Source organism: Sphingobacterium sp. UBA7855 (assembly GCA_002500745.1).
GTDB lineage: Bacteria > Bacteroidota > Bacteroidia > Sphingobacteriales > Sphingobacteriaceae > Sphingobacterium.
Genome location: DLST01000010.1, coordinates 19,949 through 35,912, shown reverse-complemented (window position 1 = coordinate 35,912; position 15,964 = coordinate 19,949). Strand labels below are relative to the sequence as shown.

The following is a 15,964-nucleotide window of genomic DNA, read 5'->3' as shown; positions in this document are numbered from 1 at the left end:
TTTCTATTTCTTGTGCTCTTTAAAGATCTGTTGGACAAATTTTTCCAATTGTCCCCTCCAGAATGACCATTCATGGCCAGCATCTGCCTGGTCATAGACATAATCAACCCCATAGCTTTTCAACTTCTGGAGAAAAGCTAAATGTCCGTTGTACCGAGGATCTTTGGTACCACAGCTGGACCAGATATAGACAGCTTGACTATTGGAAGAAGATTTTAAAGCTGACATATTGGGGATATAGCGATCAAAATCAAATGCTGGATCACTCAAAAGTCCCGAGCTAAATTGACCTATATATTGGAAAGTATCTTTATTTCGCATACCGATCACGAAAGCCTGGCCTCCTCCCATAGATAAACCAGCTATGGCCCGAGATGACTTATCCTTACCCACATTAAATCGTTGCTCGACAAGCGGCTTCACGTCGTTTAGCAACTCATCTTCAAGAAGATCCATCCCTTCAACTGAACTACCCCCGGCCCAGGATCCATCCGTTAGACCATTGGTCATAACCACCAACATGGGTTTTATTTTTTTTTCGGCAATCAAATTATCCATGATATACGCAACACGCCCATCACGAAACCAACTCCCCTCATCATCTCCCCCACCGTGCCTGAGATATAAAACTGGCAGGGGTTTAGTTGACTGGACAGCTTGGGGTGGCACATAGACATAAAGGTTGCGCTGCTTGTTTAATTTGCTAGCGGTATAGGTTAAGATGCGGAGTTCTCCGTGGTTGACGGCTCTTAACTGATCAACGGCAGGCTGACGTGCTATAATTTCCAATACACTGCCATACACTTCTGTGCCGTATTTGACTTTAGGATTGGCTAAATCTATAGAACGTTTTCCATCTACCACAAATACATACTGATAAATACCTGGCAATAGGGAGCTCGTAGATGCCGTCCAAACACCGCTTGTATCCTGTTCCATCGCCAATCTCATAATGTTCCAGTCGCCAATCTCGACCTGCACTTTGCTGGCTTGGGGAGCCTTCACACGGAAGGTAACCCGTCCACTGGAATCAATCGCAGGTGAAAATTTGCCTGTCGATGCCTGCCACCATCCGGCTGTGCTAAATGAGGATCCGTCCTGCTGTGCTTTAACAGGCAAATAGAGACCTAACAACGCTGTGCCCAATAAAATTAGTTTTTTCATCTGTATATCATTTATTTTCAATGGTAATGAGGCCGCCAGATTTATTCTTCCCACTGTGTGGTTTGAATATTCATGGTGGTTTCATAATTTTTTATTCTGATTTCCAGCAATAGGTGCCTACTGCTCCAGCAGCTAACTTGATCATGCTGAATTTACCCTTATACTGAACTTTTACCTCCCGATCATAGAATGAACTGTTTGCAACAATCAGGACAATCTCTTTTTTGGGAGTAAGAAACGCAACATTGGGCAATACTCCACTATTCCGTACTGTAGTAACGCGTTTGATATCCGCGTTTTCCTCGTCCGTGGTAATGTCAACGCCTTGATCATAAGGAGCATTGGAGGAAACACGTACCGATCCCGGCGGAACGAATTTTGAAATATGTGCAACAACGTAATAGGCCACATTTCTTGATACCTGATCTCCATCAATGGTAAGTGCGCCCTGACATATGGCATATCCACCATTATCTGTATGGGGATCATTATTGGGATCTGCGGCCAAATTCCACAATATCATATTCCGGCTCCAGTTGCGCATGGTTCCGATAACAAGGCGTTCGGTCTGGTAGGCAAGGTTGCTGATTTTACTCTGGCTAGATTGAATGACCATCTGTTCTGTAAAATAGATATTTTTGTCAGGTCTGGCTTGATGCACCAATGACATCGTACCAATGTCACCTCCATAGTGGTGGAAACCGGATCCATCTACATATGGACCAATAGCAGGGTCATTCAACAGGGTCAATGGATAATCTGGCCGATCACAATTATGATCAAAAAGAATAATTTTTGTATCCGGCTTCAATTTGTTAAAGACGGGCAGTAAGTGGTCTCTTAGAAAATTGCGCATCTGCGATACAGAAAATGGCATACTGGGAGTATTCCTCGAATTGAGTGGTTCATTTTGAACAGTGATCATATGAATGGGGATCCCATTTTTTTCCATTTCCTGTACGTAACGTAAAAGATAACGGGCATATACAGGATAGCAGTCCGTCTTTAATGAGCCGCCTTGAAACTGCTGTCCCACTTTCATCCACACAGGAGCAGTCCAGGGCGAAGCCATAATCTGAATTTTGGGGTTGATGGCCAAAATTTCTTTGAGTACAGGAATGACATGTTCGTAATCATGCCCCAGGCTAAAATTCAAAAGATCCGGATCTGCCTGACCACCACTGAGATCATTATAGGTATAAACAAAGCTATTTAGATCGGATGCACCAATACTTAAACGGATAGCACTAATGGCGATTCCATCTCCGGCACTGAAAAGTTCGTGTAGAAGCTTAGACCTTTTATCCGGTACCATCTGATGTATCAGTTGGGCACTACCTCCCGTCAGCGCAAACCCAAATCCATCAATAGTCTGGAATGTCTGTCTTTCGTCAATAACAATAGGTAGTTGACGCCCCCGTGATGTCGGCTCGAATACTGCCGGCGGCCCCGCGGAAAGCTGCGAAAGAGGCTGATCTTGGGTCACCCACTGGTTTAATTTGTGTTCTTGCGCCTTCAATTGAAAAACAGATAGGATCGCAAATAATAAGGCGTATAATAATTTTGGATTTGGTCGTCGAATAATCATAATTTGTGAGCCTAGTCTGAATATTACAATTGGTTATCTTTTAACATCTTTACAGCAAATTTACTTGGTAAAGCTTACCTCGACTAATACTATTTTAGCAGTAGGTAATTCAATTCGAACTAAAAATCATCAAAACAACACTTAAACATCACTTACGGCGTATACTATTTTATCTCCAAATTGGCCAACTAGTAAAAAAGGAGCAGTAAACTGCTCCTCTAACACCAATTACCAATCACTAGAATACAACACTGTTAGGGATAAACTAGATTCGGATAATTGACATAAAAATCATTTGTAGCCACCTTAATGGCATTGAAATTACCGTAGTTATCATTTTCCCATGGATTTTTCCATGCACATACGCCTGCGTACCCGTTCCAATAGCTTTGTTTGTAATAATTGGCTAGAGTAATATTCCAATTACCGGTATTATTATAGGATGAGCTGTTGACATCATAACCTGGTGTTTCTCCGATCAAGACGGGTTTATCACCATTATCTAACCAATACCCGATGGTCGTGGTAAATGGCGCCCCGGAGGATTGCCACTGGTACCAATGGGGTGAATAAAAATCTAAATAGGCGTTGGAATTGTTGTACTGCGCCTGCAATTTTGCATTGCTATAATTATTGCCCCCATAGGTATCCCATGATGTGTACCTATCGCTGTTAAAAATAATCCACATTGAACCTACCGTCACCGGCTTGGTAGAAAATTGGTTTGTCTTTGCCGCGCACCATGCAATGAAACGCACGACATTGTTCTTATTTAAATTGCCACAGTTTGCATCACGCCACATATGCTCTGGCTCATTGCAGATATCATAGCCCATAATGGTGGGTTCATTTTCATAACGCTGCAGAAAGGGGACAAGGAAATATTCGGTATACCACTGGGTTTTGTTGACGTCATTGATGATCTGCCTAAATTGATTATACTTGCTGCTGGTATTCTTTACCATATCAAATGACCAAAATGTCACCAGTAGATACACTCCCTTTGATTTAGCGATCTGAACGAGTTGGTCCATATCTGTCCAGAATTGACTACTGGCACCTGTGACAAGACCGTCACCGTTTAAAGACGGACTATGGCTCCCAGACCCATGCACCCAGATTCTAGCAAGGTTAATTTTATTATCCTTGTAACGCTGAAACTCATTGCTCCACCAGGTGTAATCAAAATTTCTACCTAAAAAGTCTAAAGTATAATCGCTTTGCTTTTGCCAGGCCGTGTTGATACCATTGAAAAAAATCTGCTTTGAAGCAACATAAAATTTATTGCCCGAAATAGTCACGGCATCAGTGATTGAGGTCGGAACAACGCCATTACTGTTCAAAGCCATCTTTTTCTGCTTGGGCAGAGATTCTGCAGCCTGATCAAAAGCTTTTTTTTGGCAGCTGTATGACAATATGATCAAGCAGATGCACCATAATTTACATAAAGATCTCATAATTGTTAATTTTGGTTATTCTAAGATAGTGAGCTAACGATATTGCTGGCTAATACTTTATTAACAAATAGTTATACAAGAGTGTAATTATTTTACTCACCAAGCATAATTACCTGATCGGAACCGTATAATGCTTTGATATCAGCCTCACTGTTCTTTTCAAAGACCAATTCTGACCAGCCCATAAAAAACACCCAATTGGGCTGGTCTTTAAGTACCTCAAGTGACGGTAATACCTGGCACTCTCCGATCGCCATTGGCCTTCCTGCTGCTACACGAACGATCGCATCATACTTTTCATTACTAAACCCCGTGTGATCATCGTACACATCAAGCGAAACAATATCCCAATAGGATCTTCCGGGATTATACAGCTCGACGTCAGTATCCAGGCTTTGAAAATCTTGAACATTCCAAACCCAAATTAGATTATCGAGCTCTTTTTTCTTAACCATAAAGTCATGTACATACCGGTAGAGTCTAGCGGTGCCTTTTTCTCCCGGGCGTCCCCCCCACCAAAATTTCCCCTGATTCATCTCATGAAAGGGCCTGAACAGAGCGATGACCTTGTTGTCTTTCAATCGCTTTAGATAAACTGCAATTTCTTCCATCATCGAGACTAATTTACCATGCTCTAAGGTCCCTTCTATAAAAAGGTTTTCCCACTGACTGTCTGTCAAATGACTCAAAACGCCACGTCCGTCATCCCAGCCACAAGGTTGTCCATTGACAGGGTTGCAGGCGTGCCACATGATATTAACAATTGCACCCTGATGGAATTGGCTGATAGCCTCATCAATCATAGTGCTCCTGTGATCAATATTTTCCTGCTGAAATAAAAAATCACCGCTCCACAGCTTCGGATATCTACCTACTAATTTGTTTATGGCATTGGTCCAGCGGGCAGGCTCACTATTGGGTTCGCGATTGTGTATACCACCAATAATACGCTTTCCCTTAATCTGGGATAGGTAATCCATTATCTTTTTCTTTTCTTTTTTAGCCGACCACGAAACAGAATCATTGACCTGCGTATTTGCCGCCAGCGATTGGCTAGTCAATGTTTTACAGCCGATCCCGGTGATCACGATTAATGAACTACATAGTAGCGCTAGTGACTTGAATATATTTTTTTCCATAATAGTTGATTTGTTACTGTCCTTACTTAATGATATAAAGCTTCTCTTTTTTAGATCCCACAAAAAGATCTTTCAATACTATTTTTCCATCCTGATGATCTTTCAGCTCTTCTGCCTGATATTTTAATGTAAGCGGGTCAAATGATTGGATCTCCTTTTTGTTTCCGATGATGTCCAAAATCTCCACGCTACTACTAAAAACCTCATTCGTGGGATTGTAAAGATAGATATAGAGTTCCTCGCCACATTTTACGCCATAGGCTTCAAGCCTACCGGCTTTTAATGCCAATGGCTTGAATTCTCCTTTTCCATTCAGCAACATACGGTCGCTCAACTGCCGTACCCCACGATAATAAGGTAGCATATCCCTATTCTGAAAGTATTCCCACCACCAGCTCATCGGTAGGATCGGTGTTGATGAGAAAAGCCCATACCAGAGCCCCCGTTTGAAATCTATTTCCATCTCATATGCAAAATCATCAAAATTTTGCTGCCAATCCCATTCATAGCCAAACTCGCCGATGACATAAGGCTTTTTATGTTTTGTGGAGTATGCATTGATTTCTGAGGGTATCAGATCAGTATGTTTGTAAATGTGTTTTTGATTGATATCTATTGCCTCGATATCATTGAGCCCCGGGATATCTCTATGGGATATGCTGGTAGTAACAATGTGTTTATATGGATCTATCTCTTTTAAATAAGTAGCCATTTCAGTATGCCACTCTACAATAGCTTTAGAAGCAATCGGCGTTTCCCGACCATTAAACTGAATATTATCTACTTCATTCAGAAACTCCCACATAGCAATATGCGGTGAATACCCCCAGCGTGACACAATGTAGCGCAAACGATTTTTATAAAGCGTTTTAGCCTCTTCGGCTGCAAAAAACTCGTCCGTCGTCTTTACTCCTCCGATATTATCGGATCTGAAATTACCCATTCCCAAGGTAAGCATAACATATAAATCGAGTGAATCGGCAAGATCGACGAGATGATCGAGCCGGCGTACTGCGCTGGGGTTAAAATGAGCTGGATCTGACTGGTAGCGGTCATTGTTGAATCCGTCCTGGAAATCTATGGGCAAATTCCACGAACAGATCCAGATCCTAAAGAAATTGCCGCCATTTTCAGCAAATTCGGCAAGCATACGGTCATAATTATAAACGGAAGCATTTTGGTGCAGTGCTGCATAATATTTTGAATCGTCTTTACGCCTTGATTCCCAACAGATGTTTTCGGCTATCCCACGAAAGGATGTACCGTTATCAAATTGTAAGGACCAGTTATTTTTAACACTTAGAAATCCTTTTTCTGCCGTTTCCCGCACCCGCGCATCGAATTTCCTAGATGTGGCGACTATTTTTCCATTTTTGCTCAATACGAACTTAAAATGATAATCGCCATGCTGTCTGGGTGAGAACCGGGCATTCCATTCTGAAATATCCCCAGATTGCCCCTTTACATAAAAGCACGGCTGAAGCAGTACCTCACCTGATGCTGTATATATCTCCATGTCAAGCTTAATGTCTTCCTGCAAATAAGGGTTTGTCCAGGTCGATTTAAGTTTTATAACGAAATCCATCCGTCTTCCTTGAAGTGCTGCTGACTCCTTAAAATCGACAGAAATAATCTGGGAAAATGTAGTTACTGGAAATATGAAAAAAAAGATTATTCCAATTAAAAAGCGCATACCTGATTAATTAACGGTTACACCATCGGCCAATAAATACATATTGGGGAGGTCCTTTGAAAATAAACTTATACTGCTCCTAAATAGCGTTTTGAAATCATCGGCTGAGGGATGCCCTTTCCATGGTCCATAGAAATGTATCCCTTGCTTTAATGGATCGTATTCATTTCGCCACATAACGACCATACTGATTTTTTTACCAACGAGTGGAGTGAGGATCTGCTCGGTCCAATAACTGACATAGGGTACATTACCATTTCTGATCCCTTCAATTCCTGTTTCGGTAACACCAGCAGGCTTTTTCTTTTCTAAAGAAAGCTCTTGCAACGCGTTTAAATTGGAAAGAAACGCTTGGGTATTTGTACCATGATAACAGTCCATACCTATAAAATCGACTAATTCATCCCCCGGCCAGCGGAATAGCAGATCTTCTTTCCGTCCATTATTGTCCCGTTGTGGCGATATCGCAAAAATAAAATTATGTACCCCTTTCGCTACTGTCAAATAAGATAACGTAAACTTCCAAAGCGCTATAAACTCTTCACTAGTCGTACAAGAACTTCCCCACCAGGACCAGCTTTGGGTATGTTCATGAAAAGGTCTAAAGATAACAGGAATCAATTTGCCATTGCCATCCTTCAATGAAAGTGCAAACGTGGCGAGATTATCCAACCAACTTTTAAATTTTAAATTTGTTGCACTTCCATCGGTCAAAATTTCTTTAACAACTGTTTTTGATGAATTGTCCCATGAATCCCCGCCCGTCAAGGGATTGTTTAGGTGGCACATAGCGGTAATAACTTCACCCCGGGAACGCGCTTCAAGGATAGCCTTTTTACGGGCCTCGTTTAAAGTCGCTCTGGTACGGCGGTCATCCATCAATTCAGCAAAATCAACACTAAAAACTGCGGGGTAGTCGCCTACAATTTCGTAAACGTCAGATCTACCGGCAACTTCCTTCCATTCTCTGCCGTAGATCAGATCATCATGATGGCCAAACATAAAGCCTTTGTCTTTTATCTTCCATAATTGGGAGTAGAGCGCTTTAGTTTCTGCCGTCGCCTGCTTGTCAAATAATCGGAGTTCGATTTGTGAGGGTTTTTCTCCGGGCTTTTGATCTGTGGCCGGATCAGCCTTGGTACATGCCGTTCCACCTATTAAGATGGACACGGCATAGATAAATAACTTCTTCATGATTTGGATCAATTACGCTTTTTCACTTCCACCCAATATCTTCTGGGCTTTTTCACAAACTTATCATAGTCTGTATAGATTGCAGACCAGTCGTCATTACCGTTCAATGAAAAAGCAAAAGCATTGTTAACAATTGTTTTAGCCTGTTTATTGCCAAGATCCTCGGTACCAGGACCAAGAAAACTACAATTTACGCTGCTTCCATCTGCGGCAATTAGCGTCAAGATATCGGTTGTGTAGTCCCGCTCCCATTTCCCTTCACCCTTCGGTATTTTACGATAAAATTTATTGACATCTGTTTTGGGGTCTGGTGTATAAATGAAATTGGCATATTTTCCGTCAGCGCCGGCATCATTTACAAATGTACCCGTAGTTTTACCTGTCGGTGTTACTCCTGTCAGTTTAAAGGTTATGCTATTATCCAATTCCACTTGAGGACCATCAGATACAGGCCATATCCATGGTTTACTCGTTAAGGATAAAACCGCGCTACCACCATATTCAGGCCCTGTACCACCATAAAGTACAAGTCCGGTAATATCGTAGGTACCGAGGATCGTTTCGGTAAAAGGCTCGACGATGACCTCCCATTCTCGAGATTCACCTGTCTCTGCTGTCACGGTATAATTATACTTATAGTTGCCGGCAAGAAAATTGACTTCAGAACCAGAGGCAGGCGAAACAGTAGCGCGATAAGATTGTTGGATCACAGGTTTCACTTTGGAAAAGTCAGTATTGTCCTCCACCAATACTTTTACTTTCACTGTCCCAGCGGCCCTGTCTACAACTGCTGCTCCTATCTGCGTAAAGCCTGTCCCCATGGAAAAGTTTTCAATGGATTTCTCATTGCTCTCGACTCCCTTATAGGGATCCTTTTTACAACCAAAGACTGTAAAAACCAATATCAAATATGCTGCAAAACCAGCTTTATATGTTTTCAGATTCATAATAAAATAGTTATGGTTTCAATAATGGGTTTGTATCAATTTCACGCTGTGGAATTGGAAAAAAATATGCTCCCGAAGTGATGGATTTACCATATTTTTCCACCAAAACTTTTTCCATCAGATGATTACGCCGTAAATCAAATAGCCTATTCCCCTCAAATGCAAGCTCAAGCGCACGTTCTTCAACCACCGCCTCACGAAATGCAGCGACCGAAAGATTGGCTGTAAGCGGACCTAGGCCTGCCCGGCTACGGATTTTATTCACCGCAGCATATCCCTCAGCTGTAGGCCCTGCAGACTCCGCATAAACCAGGAGGATATCTGAATAACGTATCACTGGCGAATTGGTACTCATTTTATCCGCATCCCGGAGTGGATCAATATACTTTCGGGTAAAAGGCCTCGAGAAATCGGCGATACCAAGTTTAATGGTTTTTCCATCGGGATTGACAACTTCTGAAACAATAAGATCTGTTTTTCTCTTATCACTGGAATTGTAGCTGTTGTAGTGCGCAGCCTCCATCTGAAAGTGGTTCCACCCTTTACCAATATTGATCATTGCAGTCCCCGGATCGCTTGGATTATATGGAATACGCATAGCAAAACCGGGATCAGGCAAAAACATGTTCGGTAGTTTGGAATAATTACCCTCGCGTTCACCTGAGCGGTCTACAGCGGCATCAAAGATATGCTCTGAGACGGCCGCTTTTTTATAAATCTCGGTATTCCAGATATCAGGTAAAACACTTGTAAAATTAAAAATTTGCTGATCGTTGATCACTTTTGCGGCATATGTACTCGCTTCGAGGTAAAGCTTTGTGGCATCTGCCACGAATTCGTACCCTGGCGAGGCTGAAGCTTTTGAAGATGCCATATGGAGGTATACCTTTGCTAGTAATGACTGGGCAGCACACCGATTTGCCCTTCCCTCAAAATTTTTAGAACTTGACATTAATTGTTCGCCTTTTTTTAGATCAGCGATGATAACATCATATACCTGCTGGATACTTGACTTGGCTACGGGGATCTGCTCAGCCTCAACAAGAGGTTCTAAGCGCAGTGGAACTTCACCAAATAGGCGTACCAAGTTAAAATTGTGGAGTGCACGCAAAAAATAGGCCTCGCCGATAATTTGATTGCGGTCAGCTTCGGCCATATTCGGTACGTTAGGAACATTGGCGATAACAGCATTGGCCCGTGAAATACCACGATAAAGATATGTCCATAGATTATCAAGATCTGAATTTGTCGAGGTAGTCCGTAATTGATCCAGTTCAAAATTTGACTGCCCTGCATCTGCTTTTGCAGTCAGGTTTTCGGTCGGCAATTCAGTGATAATATAAAACCCTCTAGTATAGTATCCGACTTCGGGTAAAATAGCGTAGGCATAAATCAAGCCTGAAAGCGCATCTTGTCCCGTCTTGTAAAAAGACTTTGAGTTGACTATTCCATAAGGCTCTTCTGTTAATTTAGAACAGGAAATAAAAGTGCTGCTGATTAGTCCTGAAAGACAAATAGGTATAAAAAGTTTATTGATTTTCATGTCTGTTTAATTTAAAATCCAACGGATAATCCAAGGGAATAAGTTCGAGGTCGTGGGTAATTACCCCAGTTGATTCCATCCAATCCCATCTCGGGATCAAAGCCCCTGTTAAATTTGGTAAAAGTCAGTAAGTTATTGCCGGAGGCAAACAACCTTAATGTGCTGATGCCAGCAATCAGGCCCGGCTTAAAATTATAGCCAATGGTAACATTCTGCAGCCTAAGAAAGGAACCGTCTTCAACGAAAAAATCCGATGCTTTATAACCACGCGTATTATTGGCTCTAGGGTATAAATGACTTGGGTTATCAGGCGTCCAGCGCTGCACTTGCCTGCTCGGTGTCATCTTTTGAAGGTCGAAAATATCATTGCCATATACGCCGTAAAACTGTGCGCTCAGGTCGAAACGCTTGTACGATGCACTGGTATTAAAGCTATAAATGAATTTAGGTGTAGGGTCGCCAATTATTGTACGGTCATATGTAGGATCTATGGTTCCATCAGACTCGCCCTTAGGGCCGCTGATATCGACGTATTTAATCTCACCTGGTAATGCCTCCCGCCCGGTAAGTCCGGCACCTATCCCTTCCTCCAATGTTTGAATTATTCCATTTGCACGATAACCATAGAACGTATACATTGGTTGGCCAACGATAAAATGGTTGACATTCTGACGTACCATTTCAATCAATGATCCTGTGACAACACGGTCACTCTCGCCCATTCTAACCACTTTGTTACGGTTGAGAGCGAAATTGCCACCAACAGACCACTGTAAACCGTCGGTTTGAATTACTTTAGCATTGAGTCCCAATTCGAAACCACGGTTACTTATTTCACCATCGTTTACCCATTGTTGATCAAAGCCTGAGGATGGTGAAATTGTACGCGTACGAAGTAAATCTTTCGTCTGCTTGTCGTAATAATCTGCCGTCAGGATAAAGCGCTGGTTCATAAACCCGATATCCAAACCAATATCGAAAGATGTTGTCGTCTCCCACTTTAGGCTTTTGTTCCCTAAGCCACCAACGACAGTAAGCCCCTGCTCATTATTGGCTCCGGCTAAGCCCGGACCAAAGCCCGTCATAAAACCATTTTGTGATCCTACAAAATAGCGCTCAGAGCCATAGCGGTCCATGGTCTGATAAGGAGATATCCCCTGATTACCTGTCAATCCATAACTTGCTCTAAATTTCAGCTCGGAAAATGCGCCCAGGTGTTTAATGAATTCTTCTTCACTTAATTTCCAGGCGAATGCTGCTGACGGGAAAAACGCCCACTTATTATTGTCCCCAAATTTAGTAGAGCCATCTGCGCGACCGGTCAGGGTAAAAAGATACTTATCTGCTAAAGCATAATTTACCCGTCCAAACCAAGAATTCAATGTAGATGAAGAGAGTCCATTACTGAGTGTCTTTGTCTTTGCACTGTTGAGATTTTCATTTTGAAGGTTATCGTTGACAAAATTCATCCCTATCAAATTACTCGTTCTGGTTGTTGATGTCTGTAAAGAGAAACCTCCTACAATATTGAAGCGATGTATATCGTTAAATGTCTTGTTGATGGTGAGATAGTTTTCATTGACTAGCTCATTATTGTTATAGTTGCTAATAGAGCCATAACCTGTATTTTCATAACCTCGAAATGTCACCGTGGCTGGCTCGTAGATATCACCAACAGAATTACCAAACTTAGTACTTAACTGTGTCCTAAACTGAAGCCAATCAGTAAATTTTATATTAGCAAATACTGTAGCCAAGACGTCTATAGTCTTTGACTTGTTGAGCACTTCATTAGCGATCGCTATCGGATTACCAAAATCCGTAGCTGATGTACGAAAATAGTTTCCATTTTTGTCATAAACAGGGAATATACGCGTACGGCCGGCACTCAAATTTTGCCCTTGATTGTTCGTATGTGTCAATATCACATTTGTACCAGCGGAGATAGCCTCAGTTAATTTCTGGTCTAAATTCAATCTGCCGGTATATTTGTCATACGCATTTTTTATCGCGAGTCCCTCTTCCTTATAATAATTACCGGACATGGAGTATTTTGTATTATCTGAACCTCCATCTACACCAAGCGTATAGTTTTGGGAAAAAGGGTTTCGATAGACTAAATCTGCCCAGTCGGTATTGGTGGTCCACTGTGGTTTATTGGGGTCCAACCCGCGCAATTCAGCTATAGACGGAAAGTAAACCCCACTCCTAACTTCGCCTAGATAAGGTAATTGACTTAAAGGAGTCCCCCCATTTAATGCCGCCTCATTTGCATAAACAGCTTCTTCGATGCCATCACGCCAAAGATCAGGTTTGACAGCTAGTGTCGAAATAGAATTTAAAGTGTTTAAAGATATTCTTGGTTTACCGGCTCTTGCCTTTTTGGTGGTAACCATAATAACTCCATTGGCTCCACGCGAACCATATATTGCTGCTGATGAGGCGTCCTTAAGTACTTCGATGGATTCAATATCTTCAGGATTTATCTGTTTTAGATCTCCTGCATCACCCCAGGGAAATCCATCAACAACAACAAGTGGCGCATTGGATCCATTGAGAGAGCTATTACCACGGATACGTACTGTAGCACCAGCTCCAGGCTTACCGCTTGAAATTGCTACTTGGACTCCAGGGATCTTTCCTTGCAATAATTGATCCACTGATGAAGCCGGAGTCTTGTTTAGGTCCCCACCTTTGAGTGTGGCCACTGCGCCTGTAAGATCACTTTTTTTAACTCCGCCGTAACCGATAACAACCACATCCTCGAGATCGACTGTGGCGGTTGCCAAAACTGCATTTACAACTGTTTGATTATTTAATTGGACGTTTTCGGTCTTGAGTCCGAGCGAAGTGAAGGTCAAAACTCCTGTTCCGCCTGGCACAGAAATCTGATAATTCCCTTTTTCATTTGTGGTGACTGCCTGATTTCCAAATTTTACTGTTACTCCAGCTAAAGGCTGACCCTGATTGTTCCGAACGGTTCCGGAAACTAATCGACTCTGAGCAACACTTAATTGAACGGCAAATAGCGCACTGCAAAAAAGAGTATAAGTCGTCAATAAACTTCTTCTCATAATATATAACATTTAGATTTATAAATTGCTTACTATGGGTAACTTCTATTAAGCATACGTACTGTATATCCCTTTCTTAATTGGTTAGCCTCAAGTATTAGACAAATATATTCCAATACCCCACTTAAAGATCAATACTATTTTAACCAAATGTTATACTCAAATTAGAATATACCTCATCTGACAATCAAAACCACAAAATACTATATATATTATTTTAACTCTTAAATGAAAACACGGCTACCACTGAAGTTGAGTCTATAGGCAGATGGGGTACAGTTTTTTTTACGTTTGAATGCCCGGTTAAAGTTGGAAATATTATTAAAACCACATAGGTAACAAATCTCAGCGACTGTATTGCTCGTCTCTATTAACATTCTGGTAGCGTGGCCAAGTCTTATTTCATTGAGATTGTCAATAAATGTTTTTCCTGTACGTTTTTTTATAAACCGGGAGAAAGAAACTTCGGACATATTGACCAGTTCGGCGACGTCATTAAGGGAGATCAATTTGCTGAAGTTTTTATTCATATAATCAAATGCGACATCTAAACGACGGCTTCGAAAATTCAGTGATTTGTCCAAAAGCATATCTCCCTCGACCAGTAGTTCAGTGTCTTTGCTTACCGATAAATCCCGCAAAATTAGCATTAATTTTATCACTGAATCAAACCCCACCGTTTTATGCAAATTCAATATCTCGGGTGCGATTGACTGAATAGTGCTTTTCGAGAATTTTATACCAAAGCTGCTTATTTGCAACATTCTTTTAATAAAATTCAGTTGATTTTTATTTAAAAATTGATCGCTAAATAGATCTTTATTCCATTGCACTGTCACTTCAACAATATTCTTTGATCTACAATTATGATTGAACCAGCCATGTGGCAAATTAGGACCTGTCAAAACGAGCTCATAATCTCCAATTTCTTCAATCCTGTCTCCGACAACTCGCTGAGCACCGGAAGCATTCAAAATCATATTTAATTCGTACTCCTCATGGTAATGATATGGAAAATCAAATTTATCTTTAATGCGATGAAACACAGTGAAGCATTCTGTTTCTCTTAATGGAGTGACTTCTTTGATCGGATGGTGGCTCATAATTGTTAAAATACTATTATCTAAAATAACACTATAGTTATTAATAAACAATAACAGACCAATCAAATGGTATAAATCAAGCTATTATCAGTTAAAATAGTATTATATTTTCCCCCGTATATTGGCTTTAGTTTTCTTATTTTAGTTTCTGAAGACAATTAAAAACCTTGAAAAACAAACTATGTTATGCCTACTGTTGAATTTCTGAATCAAGAAATAGCTTTTACACTTTTTGATCGCTATATAAAATATTTACATATACTCACTGAAACATTAGAATTATCCCAATTTATAGAACTGGAAAATAACAAAAGCAGCAGCTTAGTCAATCAAGGAACAACTAAAATATTCAATCTTGAAATACTTGCAATTCTTTACCTAATTACGAATGAAAGCATATATTACTCAAAAATATATGATCGTGGAACAAATACGATTTATTATATTGAAAGCGACGACCTAAGACTTGCATTTAAAAAGGCGTGCCTACTGATAATAAATGATGAGGTAAAAGCAAATCATTTTGTTAGGGAAGTACTTAACCGAGAATTAAGCAGATATCATTTTTTAAACCTCCAACCTTTCTATAAGTTTTTTTTCACCTCTTTTCACCTACTTCCAGGTAAGTGGTATTATTTTGATAAAGAGTATTTATACTTGATGGAGTCTATCGAGCTAGAACTGATCGCAGAACTTGAAATATCGGATCCGCCAGCAAATATCGATCACATTAGTTTGGCAATAGATGTTTATTTACAGAATGCTTACTATAAATATCTCCGGCTTTTGGAAAATTCAGCCCGTAGCAACGAAAAGATTAAACTGTTAAAAAAGACAAAAAAAATCTTTGCTCGCATTAAAAAACAAGAACCAACAGAGGCAATTTTGGCATATTTGGAAATCTTCAAAATATTTCCAGAAGGATTTAATAACTGTTATACAAACAAAATTGGGCCATGAAAAACCTATTCTGTAAGAGATTTCTCCCATATAATTCTATTTGCCTGTTTTTATCTTCTTAAGAAACTGTAATAAAGGCACTAAAGGTTCTATTGAGCTCTC

Annotated in this window: 11 protein-coding genes; 1 reads left to right on the top strand and 10 read right to left on the bottom strand. The window is 40.8% G+C overall.

Annotated elements, in window-relative coordinates; all coding sequences use genetic code 11:
• Positions 1 to 3: 3 nt before the first annotated feature.
• The 10 genes from B2107_RS06560 to B2107_RS06515 form a co-directional block, all read right to left on the bottom strand.
• Positions 4 to 1,164, bottom strand: coding sequence for an alpha/beta hydrolase (locus B2107_RS06560; protein WP_293954228.1), 1,161 nt, complete (start codon positions 1,162 to 1,164; stop codon positions 4 to 6).
• Positions 1,165 to 1,255: 91 nt separating this feature from the next.
• Complete coding sequence (locus tag B2107_RS06555) at positions 1,256 to 2,752, bottom strand: glycoside hydrolase family 30 protein (protein ID WP_293954227.1); 1,497 nt, start codon at positions 2,750 to 2,752, stop codon at positions 1,256 to 1,258.
• 254 nt (positions 2,753 to 3,006) lie between these two features.
• On the bottom strand, positions 3,007 to 4,209 hold the full coding sequence (locus B2107_RS06550; protein WP_293954225.1) for a hypothetical protein: 1,203 nt from the start codon (positions 4,207 to 4,209) through the stop codon (positions 3,007 to 3,009).
• Positions 4,210 to 4,301: 92 nt separating this feature from the next.
• A complete protein-coding gene (locus B2107_RS06545; RefSeq protein WP_293954223.1) occupies positions 4,302 to 5,348 on the bottom strand; it encodes a glycoside hydrolase family 26 protein in 1,047 nt (348 codons plus the stop codon).
• Positions 5,349 to 5,370: 22 nt separating this feature from the next.
• Positions 5,371 to 7,041: a cellulase family glycosylhydrolase gene (locus B2107_RS06540; RefSeq protein ID WP_293954222.1), complete on the bottom strand. Its 1,671-nt coding sequence runs from the start codon at positions 7,039 to 7,041 to the stop codon at positions 5,371 to 5,373.
• Between the two features lie 6 nt (positions 7,042 to 7,047).
• A complete protein-coding gene (locus tag B2107_RS06535) occupies positions 7,048 to 8,235 on the bottom strand; it encodes a glycoside hydrolase family 26 protein (protein ID WP_293954220.1) in 1,188 nt (395 codons plus the stop codon).
• Between the two features lie 8 nt (positions 8,236 to 8,243).
• Positions 8,244 to 9,182 carry a hypothetical protein gene (locus B2107_RS06530; RefSeq protein WP_293954218.1) on the bottom strand — a complete coding sequence of 313 codons (939 nt, stop codon included), beginning with the start codon at positions 9,180 to 9,182 and terminating at the stop codon, positions 8,244 to 8,246.
• 10 nt (positions 9,183 to 9,192) lie between these two features.
• Positions 9,193 to 10,725 (bottom strand): RagB/SusD family nutrient uptake outer membrane protein, encoded by a 1,533-nt coding sequence (locus B2107_RS06525; protein ID WP_293954216.1) that lies wholly within the window; start codon positions 10,723 to 10,725, stop codon positions 9,193 to 9,195.
• Between the two features lie 11 nt (positions 10,726 to 10,736).
• On the bottom strand, positions 10,737 to 13,799 hold the full coding sequence (locus B2107_RS06520) for a SusC/RagA family TonB-linked outer membrane protein (RefSeq protein ID WP_293954214.1): 3,063 nt from the start codon (positions 13,797 to 13,799) through the stop codon (positions 10,737 to 10,739).
• Positions 13,800 to 14,023: 224 nt separating this feature from the next.
• Positions 14,024 to 14,902: an AraC family transcriptional regulator gene (locus B2107_RS06515; protein WP_293954212.1), complete on the bottom strand. Its 879-nt coding sequence runs from the start codon at positions 14,900 to 14,902 to the stop codon at positions 14,024 to 14,026.
• 186 nt (positions 14,903 to 15,088) lie between these two features.
• Here B2107_RS06515 and B2107_RS06510 point away from each other — a divergent pair, with 186 nt between their 5' ends.
• Positions 15,089 to 15,862: a hypothetical protein gene (locus B2107_RS06510; protein ID WP_293954210.1), complete on the top strand. Its 774-nt coding sequence runs from the start codon at positions 15,089 to 15,091 to the stop codon at positions 15,860 to 15,862.
• The last annotated feature ends 102 nt before the right edge of the window (positions 15,863 to 15,964 follow it).